Annotated in this window: 11 protein-coding genes and 1 pseudogene; 7 read left to right on the forward strand and 5 right to left on the reverse strand. The window is 62.5% G+C overall.

Annotated elements, in window-relative coordinates:
* The first annotated feature begins 216 nt into the window (after window positions 1-216).
* The 7 genes and pseudogenes from BJI47_RS15665 to BJI47_RS15695 all read left to right on the forward strand — a co-directional run bounded on the left by BJI47_RS15665 (window position 217) and on the right by BJI47_RS15695 (window position 8,557).
* Window positions 217-570, forward strand: a complete 354-nt coding sequence (locus BJI47_RS15665; RefSeq protein WP_088944686.1) for a YraN family protein — start codon at window positions 217-219, stop codon at window positions 568-570.
* Complete coding sequence (locus BJI47_RS15670) at window positions 570-2,078, forward strand: YifB family Mg chelatase-like AAA ATPase (RefSeq protein ID WP_088944535.1); 1,509 nt, start codon at window positions 570-572, stop codon at window positions 2,076-2,078. The genes BJI47_RS15665 and BJI47_RS15670 overlap by 1 nt, the downstream gene beginning before the upstream one ends.
* Window positions 2,075-2,542: pseudogene (locus BJI47_RS15675) on the forward strand (DNA-processing protein DprA); the annotation flags it as partial. The gene BJI47_RS15670 and the pseudogene BJI47_RS15675, both read left to right, overlap by 4 nt.
* A gap of 261 nt (window positions 2,543-2,803) precedes the next feature.
* Window positions 2,804-4,057, forward strand: a complete 1,254-nt coding sequence (locus BJI47_RS24720; RefSeq protein WP_254900621.1) for a site-specific integrase — start codon at window positions 2,804-2,806, stop codon at window positions 4,055-4,057.
* A 218-nt stretch (window positions 4,058-4,275) separates the two neighbouring features.
* Window positions 4,276-5,976 carry a hypothetical protein gene (locus tag BJI47_RS15685; protein WP_254900622.1) on the forward strand — a complete coding sequence of 567 codons (1,701 nt, stop codon included), beginning with the start codon at window positions 4,276-4,278 and terminating at the stop codon, window positions 5,974-5,976.
* Window positions 5,973-8,123 (forward strand): hypothetical protein, encoded by a 2,151-nt coding sequence (locus tag BJI47_RS15690; RefSeq protein ID WP_088944537.1) that lies wholly within the window; start codon window positions 5,973-5,975, stop codon window positions 8,121-8,123. The genes BJI47_RS15685 and BJI47_RS15690 overlap by 4 nt, the downstream gene beginning before the upstream one ends.
* Entirely contained in the window at window positions 8,120-8,557 is a 438-nt protein-coding gene (locus tag BJI47_RS15695) for a hypothetical protein (protein WP_088944538.1), read from the forward strand. Before BJI47_RS15690 ends, BJI47_RS15695 begins: the two co-directional genes overlap by 4 nt.
* A gap of 233 nt (window positions 8,558-8,790) precedes the next feature.
* On the opposite strand, the gene BJI47_RS15700 is transcribed toward BJI47_RS15695, so the two are convergent.
* From BJI47_RS15700 to BJI47_RS15720, 5 genes are all read right to left on the reverse strand, one after another.
* A complete protein-coding gene (locus BJI47_RS15700) occupies window positions 8,791-9,180 on the reverse strand; it encodes a hypothetical protein (RefSeq protein ID WP_088944539.1) in 390 nt (129 codons plus the stop codon).
* A 147-nt stretch (window positions 9,181-9,327) separates the two neighbouring features.
* Window positions 9,328-11,817, reverse strand: a complete 2,490-nt coding sequence (locus BJI47_RS15705; RefSeq protein WP_176224885.1) for an N-6 DNA methylase — start codon at window positions 11,815-11,817, stop codon at window positions 9,328-9,330.
* A 64-nt stretch (window positions 11,818-11,881) separates the two neighbouring features.
* Window positions 11,882-15,097: a type I restriction endonuclease subunit R gene (locus BJI47_RS15710; RefSeq protein ID WP_088944541.1), complete on the reverse strand. Its 3,216-nt coding sequence runs from the start codon at window positions 15,095-15,097 to the stop codon at window positions 11,882-11,884.
* 2 nt (window positions 15,098-15,099) lie between these two features.
* Complete coding sequence (locus BJI47_RS15715; RefSeq protein WP_088944542.1) at window positions 15,100-16,299, reverse strand: restriction endonuclease subunit S; 1,200 nt, start codon at window positions 16,297-16,299, stop codon at window positions 15,100-15,102.
* Window positions 16,296-18,302 (reverse strand): class I SAM-dependent DNA methyltransferase, encoded by a 2,007-nt coding sequence (locus BJI47_RS15720; protein WP_088944543.1) that lies wholly within the window; start codon window positions 18,300-18,302, stop codon window positions 16,296-16,298. The genes BJI47_RS15715 and BJI47_RS15720 overlap by 4 nt, the downstream gene beginning before the upstream one ends.
* Between the last annotated feature and the right edge of the window lie 107 nt (window positions 18,303-18,409).

An 18,409-nucleotide genomic window follows, 5' to 3' on the forward strand; every position in this document is an offset into this window, starting at 1 on the left:
GCTTTGTTTGTGGTGCCTTCTGGGGTGTAGTGCCATGCACATGGGTACGACACGTAGGCCCCCCGACGAGTTGATTATCAGTGGTAGTCCACAGGTGATTCGTTTGTAAACAGGGTGATTCACGAGCAGCGGGGATGCGAATTCTCGGTTCGTTGTTGGCGCATCGTCGGTCGCGGGTTCGGCAGATCGGCGAACCGACGACCGTGGGGGAGTGCGATGTCCAATTCGGACTTGGGGGCGCGCGGGGAGGCTTTGGCCGCTCTGCGCCTGGTCGATAGCGGAATGGAAATAGTCGAGAGAAATTGGCGATGCCGGTACGGGGAACTCGACATAGTTGCGCGTGATGGCGAAGTTTTCGTCTTCGTCGAAGTGAAGACCCGTTCGGGGACTGGCTACGGAACACCGGCAGAGTCGGTGACGTACGCAAAACAGCAGCGGATACGTAAGCTCGCGCTGGCCTGGCTGGAGGACCGTGACAGCCCCTGGGTAAGACTGCGTTTCGACGTGGTCGCCATCATGATCGCGCGGGGTGCCGATCCGGTCGTGACACATTTGCGCGGGGTGTTCTGATGGCACTGGGCCGCGCATTTTCGGTGGCCGTGTCCGGTGTGGATGGCCAAGTAGTGGAGATCGAAGCAGATATCGGTCGCGGATTGCCGGGAATTCATTTGGTCGGACTCCCGGACACAGCGTTGAACGAGTCACGAGATCGAGTGAAAGCGGCCGTAACGAATTCTGGCAATAGTTGGCCGGATTCTCGGGTAATTCTGGCACTGTCCCCGGCTACTCTGCCGAAAGTCGGCTCCGTCTACGACCTCGGCCTTGCGTTGGCGGTTCTGGATGCAGCCCGACAGATCCCGCGGCGATCGCTCGAAAGAACCGTGTTCCTGGGCGAATTGGCATTGGACGGACGCCTTCGTCCGGTTCGCGGCGTCCTGCCGGGTGTGTTGGCTGTCAAACGTGCGAGGTGGTCACGAGTGGTGGTGCCGATGACGGCACTGGCCGAAGCCGGCCTTGTCGACGGTATCGAAGTGCTAGGGGCAGGTTCGTTGAAAGAAGTCGTCGAATGGTTGCGAGGGGAAGTCGAACTGAGCCGACCGATTCCCGGGCAATTCGGGCAAGACGTGGCATATCCGGATATGAGCGAGGTAGTAGGCCAGTCCGAGGCCAGGTGGGCATTGGAAGTCGCTGCGGCCGGTGCGCATCACGTAATGCTGACCGGACCTCCGGGGATCGGCAAGACGATGTTGGCACAACGACTTCCAGGAATTCTCCCACCCTTGACCGAATCGGAGGCATTGGAGGTGACCGCAATTCATTCGATTGCCGGATTGTTGACCACAGAGCGGCCGTTGATTTCTTCGCCTCCTTTCATCGCGCCGCACCATTCGACGTCGGTGAGTGCGCTCGTCGGCGGTGGAACCGGAATGGCGAAGCCAGGTGCAGTCAGTCGAGCGCATCGGGGTGTCCTGTTTCTCGACGAATGCGCCGAGATGGGCCTGAAAGTGTTGGAGGCTTTGAGAACTCCACTGGAGGACGGTGAGATCAGGATTGCTCGACGAGATGGAGTGGCTCGGTATCCGGCACGGTTTCAATTGGTGTTGGCTGCGAATCCGTGCCCATGTGCGCCCGCCAGAAATGTCGATTGTGTTTGTGCGCCCATGGTTCGGCGAAAGTACCTCGGCAAGCTGTCCGGTCCGCTTCTCGACCGCGTCGATCTTCGTATCGCCATGATGGGAGTCACGACCGGTGCATTGACGGACGAGCTCGGAGAGACCACCGAGCATGTGCGCGCTCGGGTCATCGCTGCACGCGAGCAGGCAGCCGAACGTTGGCGCGAATACGGGTGGCGGACGAATGCCGAAGTTCCTGGACCGGCGCTGCGGCAGAAGTTCACACTCTCACGTGAAGCGTTGGTTCCGGTCGAGAGAGCGCTTCGTAATGGTTCGCTCACTGCTCGAGGTGCGGATCGTGCACTACGCGTTTCCTGGACTTTGAACGATCTGGCGGGGGGAGTCATGCCGGGCATCGCAGAGGTCGGAGCCGCTTTGGACTTTCGGGACAGGGGGACGAAGTGACTACGCACGATCCACGGCGCCTGGCTTGGGCGTACCTCTCGCGTGTTGCTCAGGGGCCGCATCGAGTACTTCGTGACTTCGCAGCCGACGCAGGTCCCGAAGGTGCCGCCGATGCCGTCTCCCGTGGGGCACTCGGTGAGCGACTACAGGTCCGCTCGCACATCGACACTGCACGCGCGGACCTCGATCTTGTTGCATCTCAGGGTGGTCGGCTCATCACCCCCGATGACGACGAGTGGCCGATGTGGAAACTACTCGCGTTCGACGGCGCTGGGATGCCGGTGGGTACCGGTCAGTGTGCGCCGTTGGCGTTGTGGGTTCTCGGCGCAGTTTCGGTGGCGGAGTTGACCGATCGAGCCGTGTCGATCGTCGGTACACGTGCGGCCACGTCGTACGGCGAGCACGTGACTGCCGAGATTGCCGGAGATTTGGCAGTCGACGGTTGGACGATCATATCGGGGGCGGGACTGGTTCTATAGCCAGTCAACTGTTGTTGGTAAGCTATTGTTAACTGACAGGGTAGGGATTTGACCGACAAGGTGTGGCGGGTTTTTCAATACGACCACGAGCGGCTTTGGCCTGACGTGCCGTTCAAACTGTCCGGTGACAGGCCGGACCTGGCGACGTGGGCACGAGACATGGGAATGCGAAATCGTCAGCGTTTCCTGATCGGTCCATCCGGATATCCTGACCTTCGGGTGAACGCGTTCTTAGCGTCACCGAGGATGCGAAGTCTGGCGGAGACGACCCAGCGTGACTATGCTCACTCGCTAGCTCTATGGCTGAACTTTCTGCATGCTACGGATCAGATCTGGTGGGAAGCCGGTGAAGACGATGCCGAAGAATTCAAATTTTGGCGATTGACCGACCCACAGAACGATCAGCCTGTGGGGACCTCGGCCTTCAGCAAAGACCTCGCCGCTTGCAAAAAGTTCTACACCTGGATCGGCGGACGGTATCCAGCCGTTGCCGATCCGTTCGCGCAAGTCTCGTTCCCCGTCGCCAGGCGCGGAGCTGACGTCAAGTGGCTCGACCCGGCGGCGGTTGCGCGGTGGCGGGACCTGGGGCTGCGCGGGCGACTGCCATCAGGTCGCCGGGACCGGTCGTGGCGGGGGCGTCACGAGCAACGCGACGCAGCGTTCGTCGACGGTTTGTATGGCACTGGGCTGCGACTGACCGAATGGGCAAGTGTGACGCTGCCTGAGCTGCCTGCTCTAGAGTTCGGTCGAGGTTACTACCGGTGCGAGTTGGCGGACATGTGTGCCAAAGGCGGAAACGGTCACTCGTATTGGATCCCCCGCGCGGCTCTGACCGCAGTCCGGGCATACACGGAGGGGGTAAGGGCCCGGGCGGTGCGTCAGGCGCAGGCTGCAGGCCGCTACGAGCGGCTTCCGGGAATACAGGTTGTTGCCGGCGAGCCAAGCCGTGGGTCCGTGACTGTGCCCAATCGGGCAGGGGGGACAGCGACCCGGCCGTGGGCGCTAGTCCGGCCGATTCAGCGGCGTACGCTGTTCCGGTCTACGCCGGCGGGTCTGGAGCCATTGTGGTTGTGGCTCAACGAGGACGGGACGCCGCGGGACCCGCATGGTTGGCATCACACATTCGAGGCGGCCAACCGCAGGATCGCTGGGTTGGGGCTGGACGGGTTTACATGTACTCCCCATATGCACCGCCACAGCTTTGCGCTTCGCTGGTTCTCCATTGGCAAGCTGGTTCGGGGCCACCAGATGGCAAATTTGACGGAAGACCAGACAAACGACTTCTGTGACCAGTTTGGCGACACTTGGCACCTAGTGCAAACGATGCTAGGACACAAACGAGTGGAGACGACAAAAGATGTGTATCTGGAGCCGTTTCGGCGGTTGGAGGTGGAGCAGCTGCTTGCTCATTCCGAGGGTTTCCCCGTGGCGCGGTTCATGGCGGAAGCGTTCGCTTCCCATCCCCGTGTACGCACCGACCCGCTAGCGGGCGCCCAGTGAGTCCGCGAGGCCGAAAGGCCATTTACCCCAACCGCGGCGGGTCCACGACCGACCGAGGCATTTTGCCTGGGACTGGTCTAGTCGTACGGTGCTTCTCCCAAGATGGCAAGCTACAGCGCGACTTCGACTTCGCCGAGCTGACGGTATCGCCGCAGCTCCAGGCGGCGCTGGCAGGCGCGTTCGCTCAACGCGTTGGACCGAAGAAGGGTCTGACAAGGATGTTGTCGATAGCCACGCCATTCCGGGTGTCTCGGCATTTCAGCTACTACCTGGCGCAGCTGGCGCGGCCGCCGACGCAGGTGGAGCACTTGGCGCCGGAACACGTGGACGGCTACTTGGCTTGGCGTTCACAGCAGACCACAGGTCTCAATGATGAGGCGCGGGAGATCAAGACGATGCTTTTACTGGTCGACGGAATCAACGCGGAACTAGTGGTTAGGTGCAGGGAGCCGAATCCGCGGCGGGTTCGAGTCGAGGAAAACCGCAAGCAAAGCTACAGCCGGGAGGAGTTCAAGCGGATAGCTGACGCGGCCCGGTCAGACCTGCGGACCGCCGCTGCGAGGCTCCGCGTCAACCGTGAGCTGCTCACCCGCTATCGGGTTGGAGAGCTAGCAGATCCGGACCGACGGCTAGAGCTTTTGGATTTCGTGGAACGTCAAGGTGATGTCCCGCGCAGGGCCGGTCAAGGAAAGTGGCTGGAAGAAAGACAGGTCCCTATGCCATGGGTGCAGAGGTGCGGCACGGTCGCCGAGGTGGTGTCCGGTGCACATCTGACTGTTAACGAGGCGATGGCTGGGGCGATCCTCTTGGGTGTGATGACGGGGGAAAACCCGAGCGTGCTTTTGGCTACCCAATCGGCGCATCATCGGGCCGACGGCTACGCAGGAGGGCCGGCCACGGCGATCGTGGACGCGATCAAGCCGCGTCGGGGCCGTAGGGCCCACATGAACCTAGCAATGTCGCAGGTGCCGGACTGGATCAGCATCCCGGAAGACCCATCGGAGCTCTCCACCCGCGATGAGCTACACACGCCTTTTGGGGTCTATGCGCTGATGCATGAGTTGACCGCAGCCTCGCGGCGATTGACCGGCTCGGACAAGCTGTTCTTGGCCTACCACGGTAAAGGTGGCGGGAAAAGCGGAAACGGGCGAGGGCTTCGGCCGCTGGACCCGACCTTCTCATGGTATTCCATGGCGAAATGGTCGGAGCAGAAAAAGCTGAGGGCCGATCCCGACCCAAAAGCTGCCGACGCCGGGGAGGCTGCTGAGCCCACGGTGCTTCAAGCAAGGCTGGATAGGATCCGACTAACCTACCTGGAGCTGCATCAGGTACCGGTCGCGCACACAGAGCAGACCTTTGCGAGCGACTACCTAGGTCGCAACCGCGGTAACCGCGCGGAGTATCAGAAGGTAGTTGCGGATGCTCTGAACGAAGAGGTCAGCAAGGCTCGTGCTCGGGGGGTCATGGCCACTTTGAGCAAGGACGATCTTAAGGCGGCCCGCGCTGATATCGGTTCCGCGGCCCGTGATTTCGGAGTCAGCGCTGTCACCCTCAAGAAGTTGGTCGAAGGTCAGCTGGACACGGTGATGAACGGCTGCGTCGATAACGAGGACAGCCCGAACTCGCCGACCGGGCAGCCCTGCCGCGCCTCATTTATGGCGTGCCTGGACTGCCCCTGCGCCAGAGCGCTGCCCAACCACCTGCCGATTCAGACACTGGTCCACGACACCCTCGAGGCCCGCCGCGCGGAGATGACCCCGCTCACTTGGACTCTGCGTTTCGCGATGCCGCACGCCCAACTGGCAGACCTACTCGGCCAGCACGACGACGCCGACGTCGCGGACGCCCGCGATGCCGTTACCGACGCCGACCGCGCTTTGGTAGCGCGGTTCCTGAACCGGGAGCTTGATCTACGATGAGCAGCGCCGCGCGCGAGGAGATATTTGAGGTACCGGCGGGGACCGAGTGGCCGGGGCCGGACACGATTGTGTTGCTTCGTCGCGAGCTGGTTCCAGGCGTCGAAATCGACAACTTGTCGCGGTTCCGCCACGATCGTTGGAGGCTCAACGAGGCGATATTCGAGGAGGATGCAAAGTCGGCCAGCCTGAACTTCGCCGCGATTCCGGCCCCGCTACGTTTGATGGCCAAGCACTACCATTGGCAACAGATTAACGCTGACTCACCGGTGAATATCCGCCGGACCTCGCCGGGCCGGTCCTCCATTCAGTCGCTCCTGGGCGGCTACTCGGCGTTCAAGGACTTCATTCTCTGGCTGAACAAACGTGGTATCACGGCGCTGGACCAGGTCGATGCGGCAGTTCTGGACGATTACTTGATCGATCTGCTTGACAGCGAGACTATGAGCATCGAGCGGAAGTACCGGCGGGCTGCCGAAGTCCGCCGCCTATGGTCCTACCGTGGTCTGCTGCCCGAGCAGATGCGGCTTCCAGTTGTACCGCCTTGGGGTGGGGACCCGACCAGAGAACTATTCGGCCGCACCCGGCCCGTGCGGGAAAACTTGACCCACCGGATCGGCGAGGCCACGATGCAGCCCCTACTGTCCTGGGCGCTGCGTTTCGTCGAGGACTTTTCGGAAGACATTGTCACTGCCCATGCTGAATATTGCTTCCTGCACAACAGGAGCCCGGAACGCCGCCGCGCCCTGGGAACGCTGAAGCGGTCGCCCACCGGCCAAATCGAGGTGCGGATGGCCCACTGGCTGGAGCACCTGCGAGCCACCGGGCAGCCGCTGCCGGGCACGCGCAGACCGGACGGGAGTGTCGGCGTCAGCTGGCGGCATGTCGGTAGGGTTCTGAACTGCCAGGGAAACCCCAAGATGGCTACCACCCCAGCAGGGAAGATGGCACTAGCTTCCGGCATCCGTGTAGCCGAGGGTTGCCTTCTGGAAACCCCAATCAATGGGACGGTTCGCGGACTACCTTGGCGAGACGGTCCCATTGAGTTCGACGAGGCGATGCCTCTGGCCCGGCAGCTGAGCACAGCCTGCTTCGTCGTGTTGTCGTACCTGAGTGGTGCTCGGCCCGGCGAGATTCTCAACCTGCGTCGCGGCTGTGTCAGCTACGACCCGGTCACTGAGTTTCACCTGATGAGCGGGGTCTACTTCAAGAACGCGGTCGACGCGAACGGCAACAAGATCCCAGCCGGGGCGCTACGCCGCGACCCGTGGGTAGTGGTGTCCATTGTTGCCGACGCTGTCGCAGTCTTGGAACGCTTGCATGACCACGAACTGCTGTTTCCCGTTCGTATCGAGGTGCACAGACAGTTGACCAACACCCAGCGCAAGGGGAGGGCGCGAAATAAGCAGCTGATTGCCAACGATCTTTCCGACTTTGTGGCCTGGTGCAATAGCACTGCCGAGCACCTTGGCACCGACCTGATTCCAGCCGACCGCAATGGACCTCTGAACGCCTCCCGGTTCAGGAGAACTTTGGCGTGGTTCATCCGGCGCCGTCCGCGCGGACTCGTCGCGGGCGCGATCCAGTACGGCCACGTCCATACTCGGCTTCTACAGGGATATGCCGGCGACTATGACTCGGGATTCGCAGATGACTACGCTTTCGAGGACTTCCTGGTCCGCATGGAGGAGGTCGCCGAGGACGAGAAAGCACTGGCCAACGGCGAGCGAATCTCCGGGCCTGCAGCGAGCATCTATCGCGATCGAGTGGCCGGCGCGCATCGGCACTACGCCGGACATGTCCTGAAGTCCGGCCGCGAAGCTCGCGACCTGATGGCAAATCCAATGTTAAAGATTTTCCACGGGCACGGCATGACCTGCGTCTTCGAGCCGCAGCAGGCGGCCTGTCAGTTACGTGGCACCCGAGACGACCCCCTGGTCACCCCCGACACGGACGACTGCCGACCGCGTTGCCCGAACATTGCCCGAACCGACAGGGATATCGACGTTGTTCGCGCCACGCACGCAGAACTTAACGAGATCACCGCCGATGTTCTCGCACCGCCAATCCGTCACCAACGTGACCGGCATGAGATGGCGCGGCTCGATGCAATCCTGACCGCCCACGACGACGTTGGAGTTGGGCAGTGACTCGGATTCCCGCAGTCGAGACCGACCCGGTTCGAAAGAAGATAGTTGCCGCGATGCAGCGCTTAACGGCTGGCAAGCCGCTGCGTTCCACCGGTCGGATGAGCGTGTCCCAACTTGCAATTGAGGCTGATGTTCCCCGCTGGCACCTTACCCACCAGCATGTCGACCTCAAAGAGCTATTTCAGGCCCAGGTCAAGACTGCGCAGTCGACACCGGCGGCGTTCGCACGGGACCTCAGCAACTTCGAGAAGCTCAAAGCCAAGCACGCCAAGCTCGTCGAGAGCTACGCCGAACTGGAAGCGCAGGTCACGTTTTACGCAGCTGTTATCAACACGATGGCGCTGGAAAAGGCCGCCGGTGACCAGAAAGCCACACTCACTGACCTTGAGGCGCGGCGTCGACGAGCCCCGAGATCAGCGGACGATCCGGACTGATGCCCGGCACTCGGTCATCGACGAATACCCCAACTCGGCTACAGTGAAGCCCTTTTACGATGAAGCCGTCGCGGCTGTCTCGAGTCTGTGGCCACGCGAAAGGTTGGCTTGGAGTCTTCCACGCTGGCAGCCGGATCGAGCTTCCTGGCAGGTTCGACGCGATCCGCTACTCACTCGCTATCGGCAGTTCGAATCCTTCGCGGACAGGGGGGCAAATTCGGTCGGGTTTCGATTCACGTCGCCCAACGACGCGCGTCGGCGCGCGCGAGCTCCAGTACTGGCTCAATGGAGCGGCCCTCGGCAACCCATTGTGCTGCGCTGCGGTCATCGAGATCGACGAGCGGACTGCACAACCAAGTGGCGCAGGTCCAAGCGTCGGCCGCGGCGTGCAGTATCGACCACAAGGTCACCAGGTCCGGGTAGACCGTTCCCGAGTCGGTGAACTGCCAGATGGGATAGACCCACCCGCCGCCATCGAGCTGGCAGGCGATCACGTCTCCGGTCGATGCGGCCTTGTCGACGGCCTGCCGGCTCACATCCCACCACTGAGTCAGGCCCGAGGTGTCGTAGAACGGGCCGGCGACCTGGTCAAAGCTAAGAGCAGTCGGTAGCGCAAAGATCATGAAATGGCTCCCTTGAGGTCAGGTCGGCCGATGGAGTAATTAGGCGGCCTCTCCCGTGTCAAGTATCCATCGCGGTACCTCACGTTTGCAGACGGCGATGGCCGCACCGGCAACGGCAGTCCCGTATTGGGCTGTGAGGCTGTGCCCTTACGTCTTTCCATGATGGTCATCGGCGACTGCGTCGACGAGTCCCCCAAAATCCAAGAGGAGGCTCTTCACGTCGTCCTGCAGTTCGCTCTCGGGCCCGTACTGGTAGCTGATCATGCGCACGCTCCGCCCCTCGGTGCGGTTGTAGAAATACGTGGTGAAGTGGGCGCTGCTCGGCGCTGCTCGGAGCTGCACAAAGTGCCCTAGGCGCAGCGGCGACTGTGATCCATCTCGGACGAGGTAAAGCTCGTCCTCGAACATTTGCTCCCCCACAGCGAACTCCCGAGCCGCAAAGGGTGTCCGAGTCCCCAATGCGACTTCGGCGGTCTGGATGAGGCCGTCGAGACGGCGTTTGGCGCTGCCGGGGCGAACCAGCACGAGCTGCGACCAAACGTTCCCGAGAAGCCCGCGAAGCTCCCTGAGGTCCGAGTCGAGCGAGTCGACCTGCGTCCTCAACTCCTGCTCTGAGGTGTATCCCGTGTGGCCGGACCACCGATTGCGCTTGATGTTCACCTCCTTGAACTTGTTGACGACGTCTTTCGAGATCAGCCGCTCGATTCCGGCGCGGCCAAGTTCGGCGAACGCGCGGCGGACACGGGCCACGTCATCGGAGTCACCGTCCTGTAGCGCGGTGCGGAGGTACTTTGACGTTTTCTCGACGATCACCACCCAGGTGCCGAACGATGCCTTTTCGATGCCTAGATGCTGCTCATGCAGGGTTTGACGGATAGCGGCCTCGGTCTCGCTGCTACTGCCCGGATCGGTGCGGCTCGCGGAGAGCAGTACCGTCGCGTGGAAGGTCACGATCGCCTCCCAGGCGCGTAAGTAGGCTCGCTGCTGTTCCCCCACCGACTGAGCGGACTCCGCGGTCCACAGAGCCGATGCGATCGGGTACGGCAGCTGGTCGAGCCAGGACGTCAACGAGTCATCGAAAGCCGCGGCGACCTTGCTTACCACCTCGTCAGCGTCCTCCGGCGATGACCAGATGCTCGCTCGTCGTGTGCCGAGGTCAGTCTGGAACGAGCTGAGCCGCTCATCCGCCGCCGCGAGGGCGAGCTGCATGCGGAGATCCGGGACCGGCACGAGGAGCTCGTCAGCCCAACGCATCAATGAGTTGGCATCCGACCGCAGCGCCTTAAAGTGGTTTCCCGAGCTCCCCTTGTCAATCGCATTGAACCTACTGGCTACGCCCTGCTCCGAGTTGAGCCAGGCCGCCATGAAGGGCAGGTGGATCGAGTCGTCGTCGAGCTGTATCACCAGGACCCGCCCGCCGGCGTTCGTCTCAGATAGGTTCGTCGCAGCTATACCACCCCAGCCGGTGGGCACGAACAACCGCCGCTCGTCCTGTTCATTATTCGGATCGATTTCAATGCCGGGCTCTCTGGCAAGGAGGCTGCTCAGCCGCCGGCTAGGCCAGCCTTTTGCAGCCATGTCTCGCAACAGCTCGCGCGAGTCGTCTTTAAAAACGAAACTGGGATCGAGGTCAACGGTTTCGCGCGGCTCCTTAATCAACGAGACGCCGGAATTTGGCCCGTACCGTGCCTCCAGCAAGCCACCGTCGATTGCTGTGTCGTTATATGTGGTGACGCGCCAGGAGAGCTGTCGGCCTTCGTTTGTGGTGCGCGCCAGCCGTGCGTCCCGTCGCGTGAACTGGCGAGTGCTGATGGTGCGGTTACGCGGGCCGGGCTTCGTCGTCCGCAGCCCGAATTCGAGCTCGTGGAAAGCCTCAACCGGGATCGACCTGCGCCCATGATCTGTAGTGAACATCGTCTGCAAGTCGGCGACCATCGCTTTGCCCCGCGAAACGTCCCTGGCGTTGTTCGAGAATGTGAGGAGGTAGAGGGGGATCTGTGTGTTCGGCGAAAGGCCGTCGGGGAGCCGAGTGACCGATTCCAGAAGGCCTTCGTCGAGTATCCTCTGCCGCACCGCAGCGGTTGCGCCGCCGGAGCTCAAAGCGCCCGGGTTCACCAAAGCCGCGACACGTCCCCCGCCCTGCTCGGCAGGGTGAAGCTTCTCAAGGGCCAACGAGATGAACAGCCAGGTGCTGTCGGAGCTCTGCGGAAGACCAAACCGGAACTCACCGTTTGACTGCCGCGCTTTCACGTCCGTGGCCGACCTGCTCCAGTCCATCCCCCAAGGCGCGTCGACGATCACCAGGTCGGCGCTGAAGTCCTTGAAGGCATCGTGCGCCAACGTGTTCGCTTGAGCGATTTCGGCGTCGTGGACCGCGTTAAACCGACGACGACCCGCGGACGCGGTGGCCTCGTCAATTTCCTGGCCGCGATAGCGGATCTCCACTCCTGACGCTTGAAGCGCTTTGACCAGCAGGAAACCGGCGAACCCCAAGCCGGCCGCAGGGTCCCAGATCTTGACGGTCGTGAGACCCGGATCGAGGCGACTTATCCCGCCGACCGCGAGGGCCCTCGCCAAGGACACACTTGTCGTTTGATGCAAGCCAACCGGGCCGCGGTCACCATCGGTGTACGGCACGGACTCGGAGTCTTGGAGCACCGCGCGAACTGCTGGGTGTGGAGCGCTCTTCGTTGCCATCGCGTTATTCGGTCTCGACCGAATGGTCGTTGTCGAGATCCATCGAATCCACCATTCGCATCCTGCGCGACTTGTACAGGTACTGCCCGATCAGTCGGATGAACTCGTCGGCCCGCTCGTTCTCGCCGGTCAGCGCACCGGTGAGCTTGCCAAACGCGCCTTCGTTCAGCACGGCAGCGTCCGTCAGCGTCTCGCGCAACTCCCGCGAGGCCAGGAACTGATCGACGGCGTTGTGGTCTATCTGATCGGCGATTCGCTGGTCCTCCTCGGCCATGCCTGCGGCCGCGATGACGAAGCCCGCGATCTGCGGGTCCGCAAACTCTGAGCCGAAGAGCGAGTTGATGCGAGCGATGATGTCCGACAACAACTCCTGCTGCGGATCGGGCCTGGACACTCCGGACCCGACGCCTGTTATGCCGGACAGCCCGGGCGTGTTTTGGTCACCGGAGAGGCCGATGTCGGCCGCTCCCTGTTCGATCTGGCGTACGCGGCGCAGCTCGAGGCCGGACACGTCTGCGTCCGCGCCTGGGTCGTCGGAGGGCAGCAGCCGTACGAGCTGCCGAAGAAACTCGGATAACTTCTCCAAATCGCTGGTGGCGTAGTCGACGACCTGCGACATGAAGTCGTACAGGCGTACGTAGGAGCCGCAGTCCTTGCGGAAGGTTCGCAGCTCGTCTAGGCCCTGACTGTCCTGCTGATCCGTCGCCTCGGCCCAGCGCTGCGCGAACTGGTCGCGGGCCGGGGTCACGGCAGCCGCCAGCGCCGCGTGTGATTGCGTCGGCGTCCACCACGCCCCCGCGTAACGCTCGACGTCCTCGATGGTGTATACACGCGCCTGTGTCAGTTTGGTCGCGAGCCTGTGCACCAAGTTCGGGTCGGTCTCGGTCTCGATGTGGGCCTCGAGGTAGTACGTGAGGAATGCTTCGCGTATCTCGGCCGGGTCGTTGACGAAGTCGAGCACGAAGGTGCGATCCTTCCCCTCACCTGACGGCGCTCGGTAGGTGCGGTTGAGCCGCGATAGAGTCTGGACAGCGTGCACGTCCGGGAGTTTCTTGTCGACGTACATCGCGCACAGCAGCGGCTGGTCGAAGCCGGTCTGAAACTTGTCGGCGACAAGCATCAGGCGATACTCCGGACGGCGGAACTCCCGCGCGAGGTCCGAGCCAAGCCCGGGGTTCATCGACGCCTCGGTGACATCGGTCAGGCCGTACTCGTCGTCGCTGATCTTGTCGGAGAAGGCGACAATGGACTGGTAGCCGTAGCCCTTTTGCGCGAGGTACTTATCTACCTCGACCTTGTACCGCACGGCAGCCTGACGCGAGTCCGTGACGACCATCGCCTTGGCATGGCCGTCGAGGAGTTGGGCGACGTTCGCGCGGAAGTGCTCGACGATGATCTCGACCTTTTGGCCGATGTTCGTTGGGTGTAGATTCGCGAACCGCATGATCTTCCGGGCCGCAATCTTCGGGTCGACGAGGCGGTCTTCGCTGTCCGCCATGATCCCCGTCACGACGCCGTCCTCGCCGCGCTGCTCGATCTCGAACGCGGTCCTGTAGGTCTGGTAGCCGCGCAGCACATCGAGGATGAAGCCTTCCTCGATCGCCTGCCGCATCGGGTAGACGTCGAAGGACACCGGCTTCCCGTCCTCGTCTTTGCGGCCGAACAGCACCTTCGTCTTGGTTTTCGGCGTGGCGGTGAAGGCGAGCAGCGACACATTCCGAGCACCGGCCCTGGCCGCCGTCTCGGCGGCGATCTGCGCCTCGCGAGCGTCGTCGGTCTCGACGATCTCGTTCACAACGTCTTGGGAGTCGACTTCCTCGTCGGTCGCGACCTGGCCGCCCTCAGTGAGGACCTTCTTCAGGTCCGACGCCGTTTTGCCGGACTGCGAAGTATGGGCTTCGTCGATAATTACGGCGAAGTTCTTGTCGCCCAGCGTCGTGTCCAACAGGCCTTTGACATAGGGGAACGTTTGAATCGTGACGACGACGATGAGCGCCGAGCCGGTCAGCGCATCCAGTAGCGCACGCGACTTCGAGCCACCGGATCGCCGCACAGCGGCCGAGTCAATAACGGCGACGGTGCCGACAGTGTCGTCGACCTGCTCGACAGCCTGCTGCAGCTGCGCGTCGAGTACGCGGCGGTCGGAGACAATGAGGACCTTGTCGAAGACCTTTTCGTTGGCAGCATCGTGAAGCCGAGCGAGCCGGTGCGCGGTCCAGGCGATTGTGTTCGTCTTCCCCGACCCTGCCGAGTGCTCGATGAGATAGCGCCTGCCGGGCTTCTCCTCGGCAATGGTCTCGACGAGCTTCCTCACCGCGCGCCACTGGTGATAACGCGGGAACATCAGCGTCGTGGACCGCCTGATCTTGCCTGTGACCGGGTCCTCGTCCGCCTCTGCCTTGAGGAATATCTGCGAGCCGAGAATGGCCAGCCAGTTGTCGCGTTGGAGGACCCGCTCCCACAGGTAAGAAGTGGCGGCCCCGCTGGGGTTGTGCGGGTTGCCCGCAGCGCCGGTGTCCTTGTGCCCGCGGTTGAAGGGCAGGAAGTAGGTCTTCTCTCCCGCAAGCTTGGTGGTCATGTGGACCTGGTCGTCGTCGACGGCGAAGTGCACTAGGGCTCGGGTACCAAATCCGAGCAACGGCTGCCCCGCAGGGTTCCGATCGTTGCGGTACTGACTGACCGCCGTGCGCCATTCCTGCTTGAAGAACGACTTGAGCTCGACCGTCGCCACGGGCAGCCCGTTAACGAAGAGCACCAGATCGATCGAGCGGTTGTCTCCGCGCTTCGGCGAGAAATGCACCTGCCGGACGACGCGCAGCCGCATCTTCCGGTAATGCTCGGTGGTGGTCGGGTTCTGCGTGGTGGCCGGCTTGAATTGACACATCCGCAGATGCGCCGTCGCCCCGCGGGTGTGGGAAAACTTTCGACGCAGCACATTGAGCGTGCCCCCGCCCGAGCCCATCGGCGTGTCCAGTCGCGACACGAGCGAGTCCACCAGCGCCTCTCGGTCGGCCTGCTCTGCACCGGTCCCCACACGGACGACCTTCGCGTACTCGTCAGGCTGCGTCTCGCTCAGCCACCAGTGCACGTCCTCAGGCCAGATCGCCCGCCCGGCGTCGTAGCCGTCGTCGGTCTCGCTGTACTCCCAGTCGTTCGCTGCGAGATACTCGGCGATCTCGCGCTCGAACGCCTCTTCACGGGTGCCATCGAGTGTCGCCATGGTCAACTTGCCTTCCGTGCGGTTGGTACGTTGATTTGCCCAGTGACCGTTGCGGTGATCAGCGCTGAGCGGCGTTCCTTGGCGAGAGCGATGTGCTCCTGGGTTTTGACGATCAGGGCATTGATGCGGGACATCTGCTCGTGGTACTCGGTGACGAACGACCTCTGGTGCTCTACTGGCGGGAGCATCAGCGGGACGCGCGCAAAGGTCTTCCAGTTCCTGAAGTCGACGCTCCGCTGTCTCGTACTCGGGGCCTGCGTGCTGAGGAAGCCCGATGTGCCCATATACCGAATAAGGAGCGAGAGGTATCGAGCATCGTCGTCATAGCGGGGAGAACACACGTGGTAGACCGGCGAGCACTGTCCCTCGCTGTCAGAGATGCCGACAGCACCGGCGAACCCGTCGAGGGCATGAAATACGATGTCTCCAGGACACACTCCTTGGTAGCCCGCCTCGGCCACCGACATCGTGTACCCCTCAGCTCGGCGGTTGGCACGCAGCGTGACAACGCCATCGCGGTAGGCCGTGACGACGCCCGATCTTGGAATAGGCGTCCGCTTGAGGAGTACCAGCGTCTGACGAACTGTCGCCGTACGTTTGCCGTCGGTCCGTTGAAATTCAGCGTCGACTATGGTGTCCCGTCGCTCACGTAGGAGACCGATGAACTCTTCCTGCTTGGCTACGAGCATGTCGATCTGGGCCGTCTCGTCGTCCAGGTAGTTGGCGATAGCGCGCTGCTCATCGAGCGATGGGAGCACGAACGGCATATCCGTGAGCATCCACCGACGTACCGAATCCACCGTGGTCCGCGCGGATCCGTCTTGCGCCATTAACCTGAAGAAGGAAGAGAAATAGAAGAAGAAATACCGCGGCAGTGAATCTCGAAAGTTCGTTAGCACATACACGCGCTGGTGTGCGTGGAATTTGCCGTTGACGTGGTGGAACACTTCGCCAACCGCACCATCACCAGCAGTCAGCACAGCCTCCGTGTCAAAGGTGAAGTGAGCGCTTCGGAGCGGATTCGGTGATCGGACGTAGAAGTCGTACTGTCCGTCCGGCTCAGCGTCCTGGGTGTCGCCCGACCCCGTCAAGACGTCGCAGATGAACCGGAGCCTCGTGACCGACCAATGCACGGGTACATCCGCCAGCCAGCGATTGTCGATCGTCTGAGTTTCGCGAGTCGCGGACTGTGACGCACTCACGACTCAACCCCGCGCAGCAGCTCCATGATTTCGCCGACGACCCGCTCAAGGTCCGCGTCGATTTCTGCGAGCGTCCTGGGCGGATCGTAGGCGTAGAAGTGTCGGGTGAACGGGATCTCGTAGCCGGTCTTGGTCTTCGACCAGTCGATCCAGGCACCGTTAACGTGCGGTTTCACTTCGAAGTCGAAGTACGCCCGCACGGTTTCTTCGAGCGCCTCGTGCATCTTTGGGTGGCCGCCCCAGCCGAACGGGACGTTCTCGGTGTCGCGGAGGGCCACGTCCGGTTCGTTCTCGCCCTTGTTCGTTCCCGAGGCGTGGACGCAGATGTCGGCGGCATCGTCGTGGACTCCTATGGTTTGCCACAACGTCTTGCGCTGCGCGGTCGTCAGGCGGAGGCCTTCGTCGCCGAGGTGCTTGCCGAGCTCGCGGTTGAATTTCTCCCGGTTCAGGTACGGCTCGTCGCCGAACGACTTGAGTGCTTCGGCTAGGCCTTCAATCTTGCCGAGCGTCTTGTGCTCGTCCACCGCGCAGATCGTCTCCACCGTGCACTCGAATCGGAGTTGGAGCGGGCGCTCCACAATGATGGTCCAGTAAGCGAAATCGAGGTTGTCGAACACCTTCACCGGCACCGCGCCATCACCGCCCTCGCCCTCTAACCCGGCAAAGGCGCGCACAATAGCCTCCCGACCCTCCTCTGCGATCTCGACTCGCTTGGAGCCGATCGATTTGCGCAGCTTCGAGCCGAGACCTGTCGCGTCTATAAGTTGCACCTTGTGCTCGCGCTCCGAGGGCTTGGCGTTCGACAGGATCCAAAGGTAGGTGGCGATGCCGGTGTTGTAGAACATGTCGTTCGGCAGGGCGACGATTGCCTCGACCAGGTCGTTCTCAAGCATGTGACCGCGAATGTCGGACGGCCCGGAGCCTGCGCCGCCGTTGAAGAGCGGCGAGCCGTTGAGGACAATGCCGACCTTGCCGCCTCGGCCGCTGTCGTCTACGTCGCGCATCTTCGAGGCGACGTGCAGCAGGAACAGCATGGCCGCGTCGCCGACACCCGGGAGCCCGGGCGCGAAGCGCCCCTTTCCCCCGCGCGCGTGCTCGTTATTCACGTCGGACTCGACGGCCTTCCAATCCGTCCCAAACGGCGGGTTAGAGAGTACGTAGTCGAAGCGCCGGTTCTCGAACTTGTCGACGACGAGCGTGTCGCCCTGCCGGACGTTGGATGGGTCTTGCCCCTTGATGAGTAGGTCGGCCTTGCAGATCGCGTAAGTGCGAGGGTTGATTTCCTGGCCGAACAGCGCTGTGGACGCGTCCGGGTTGAGCCCGTGCAGGTGCTCGTCTGCGACGGTGAGCATGCCGCCAGTGCCCACGGTGGGGTCATAGATCGAGCGGACGGTGCCGCGGTCTCGCAGCGCCTCGGTGTCCTCGGCGTATACGAGGTCGACCAGGAGCCGCACGACGTCGCGGGGCGTGTAGAACTGGCCGGCGCCGTCGTTGGCGGACTCGGCGAATCGGTAGATCAGGTTCTCGAACAAGTCGCCCATGTCCGCGTTCGAGACAGCGTCGGGCGACAGGTCGATCCTGCCGAAGTGGCGAGCGACCTGCGCGAGCCTGTCGCGCTCGTCCAGCGTGCGGATCACATTCTCGAAACCGAAGGATCTGAATACGTCGAGGTTCGAGGAGAACCCGCCGACATAGTTGATTAGGTTCTCGGCCAGGTTGTCGGGGTCCTGCAACGCTTTCTTTAGCGTGTAGGCGCTCGTGGTCCAGAACGACAGACCGGCGCGGTCCTCGGTGCGGGTGGCGATCTTCAAGTGCGTGCGACGCTGCTGTTCGCCGGGGTACTTTGCGACGATCTCGGCCATTGCGTCGCGGTGCGGCTCCAGTACGCACTCTAAGCGGCGCAGCACCGTGAACGGCAGGATCACCGAGCCGTAGTCGGCTTCGGCGTAAGGGCCCCGCAGGGTGTCGGCGACACTCCACACGAAGCTGGACAGGACAGACAAAGGAACTCCAAATCATCGGCGGTACTCAGGTCTCATCGATCCAGTCACTGACGGACTGCGAGCACGCCTCGAACACTAGTTGTCGGCACCTACTTCGTCGCGAGGTC

It is taken from the genome of Rhodococcus sp. 1168 (genome assembly GCF_002091955.1).
Classification (GTDB): Bacteria; Actinomycetota; Actinomycetes; order Mycobacteriales; family Mycobacteriaceae; genus Rhodococcoides.

Coding starts and splice junctions, on each gene's coding strand:
- BJI47_RS15710 (WP_088944541.1), bottom strand. CDS start 15,097: ATGGCGACACTCGATGGCACCCGTGAAGAGGCGTTCGAGCGCGAGATC.
- BJI47_RS15665 (WP_088944686.1), top strand. CDS start 217: ATGTCCAATTCGGACTTGGGGGCGCGCGGGGAGGCTTTGGCCGCTCTG.
- BJI47_RS24720 (WP_254900621.1), top strand. CDS start 2,804: ATGCGAAGTCTGGCGGAGACGACCCAGCGTGACTATGCTCACTCGCTA.
- BJI47_RS15685 (WP_254900622.1), top strand. CDS start 4,276: ATGTTGTCGATAGCCACGCCATTCCGGGTGTCTCGGCATTTCAGCTAC.
- BJI47_RS15670 (WP_088944535.1), top strand. CDS start 570: ATGGCACTGGGCCGCGCATTTTCGGTGGCCGTGTCCGGTGTGGATGGC.
- BJI47_RS15690 (WP_088944537.1), top strand. CDS start 5,973: ATGAGCAGCGCCGCGCGCGAGGAGATATTTGAGGTACCGGCGGGGACC.
- BJI47_RS15700 (WP_088944539.1), bottom strand. CDS start 9,180: ATGATCTTTGCGCTACCGACTGCTCTTAGCTTTGACCAGGTCGCCGGC.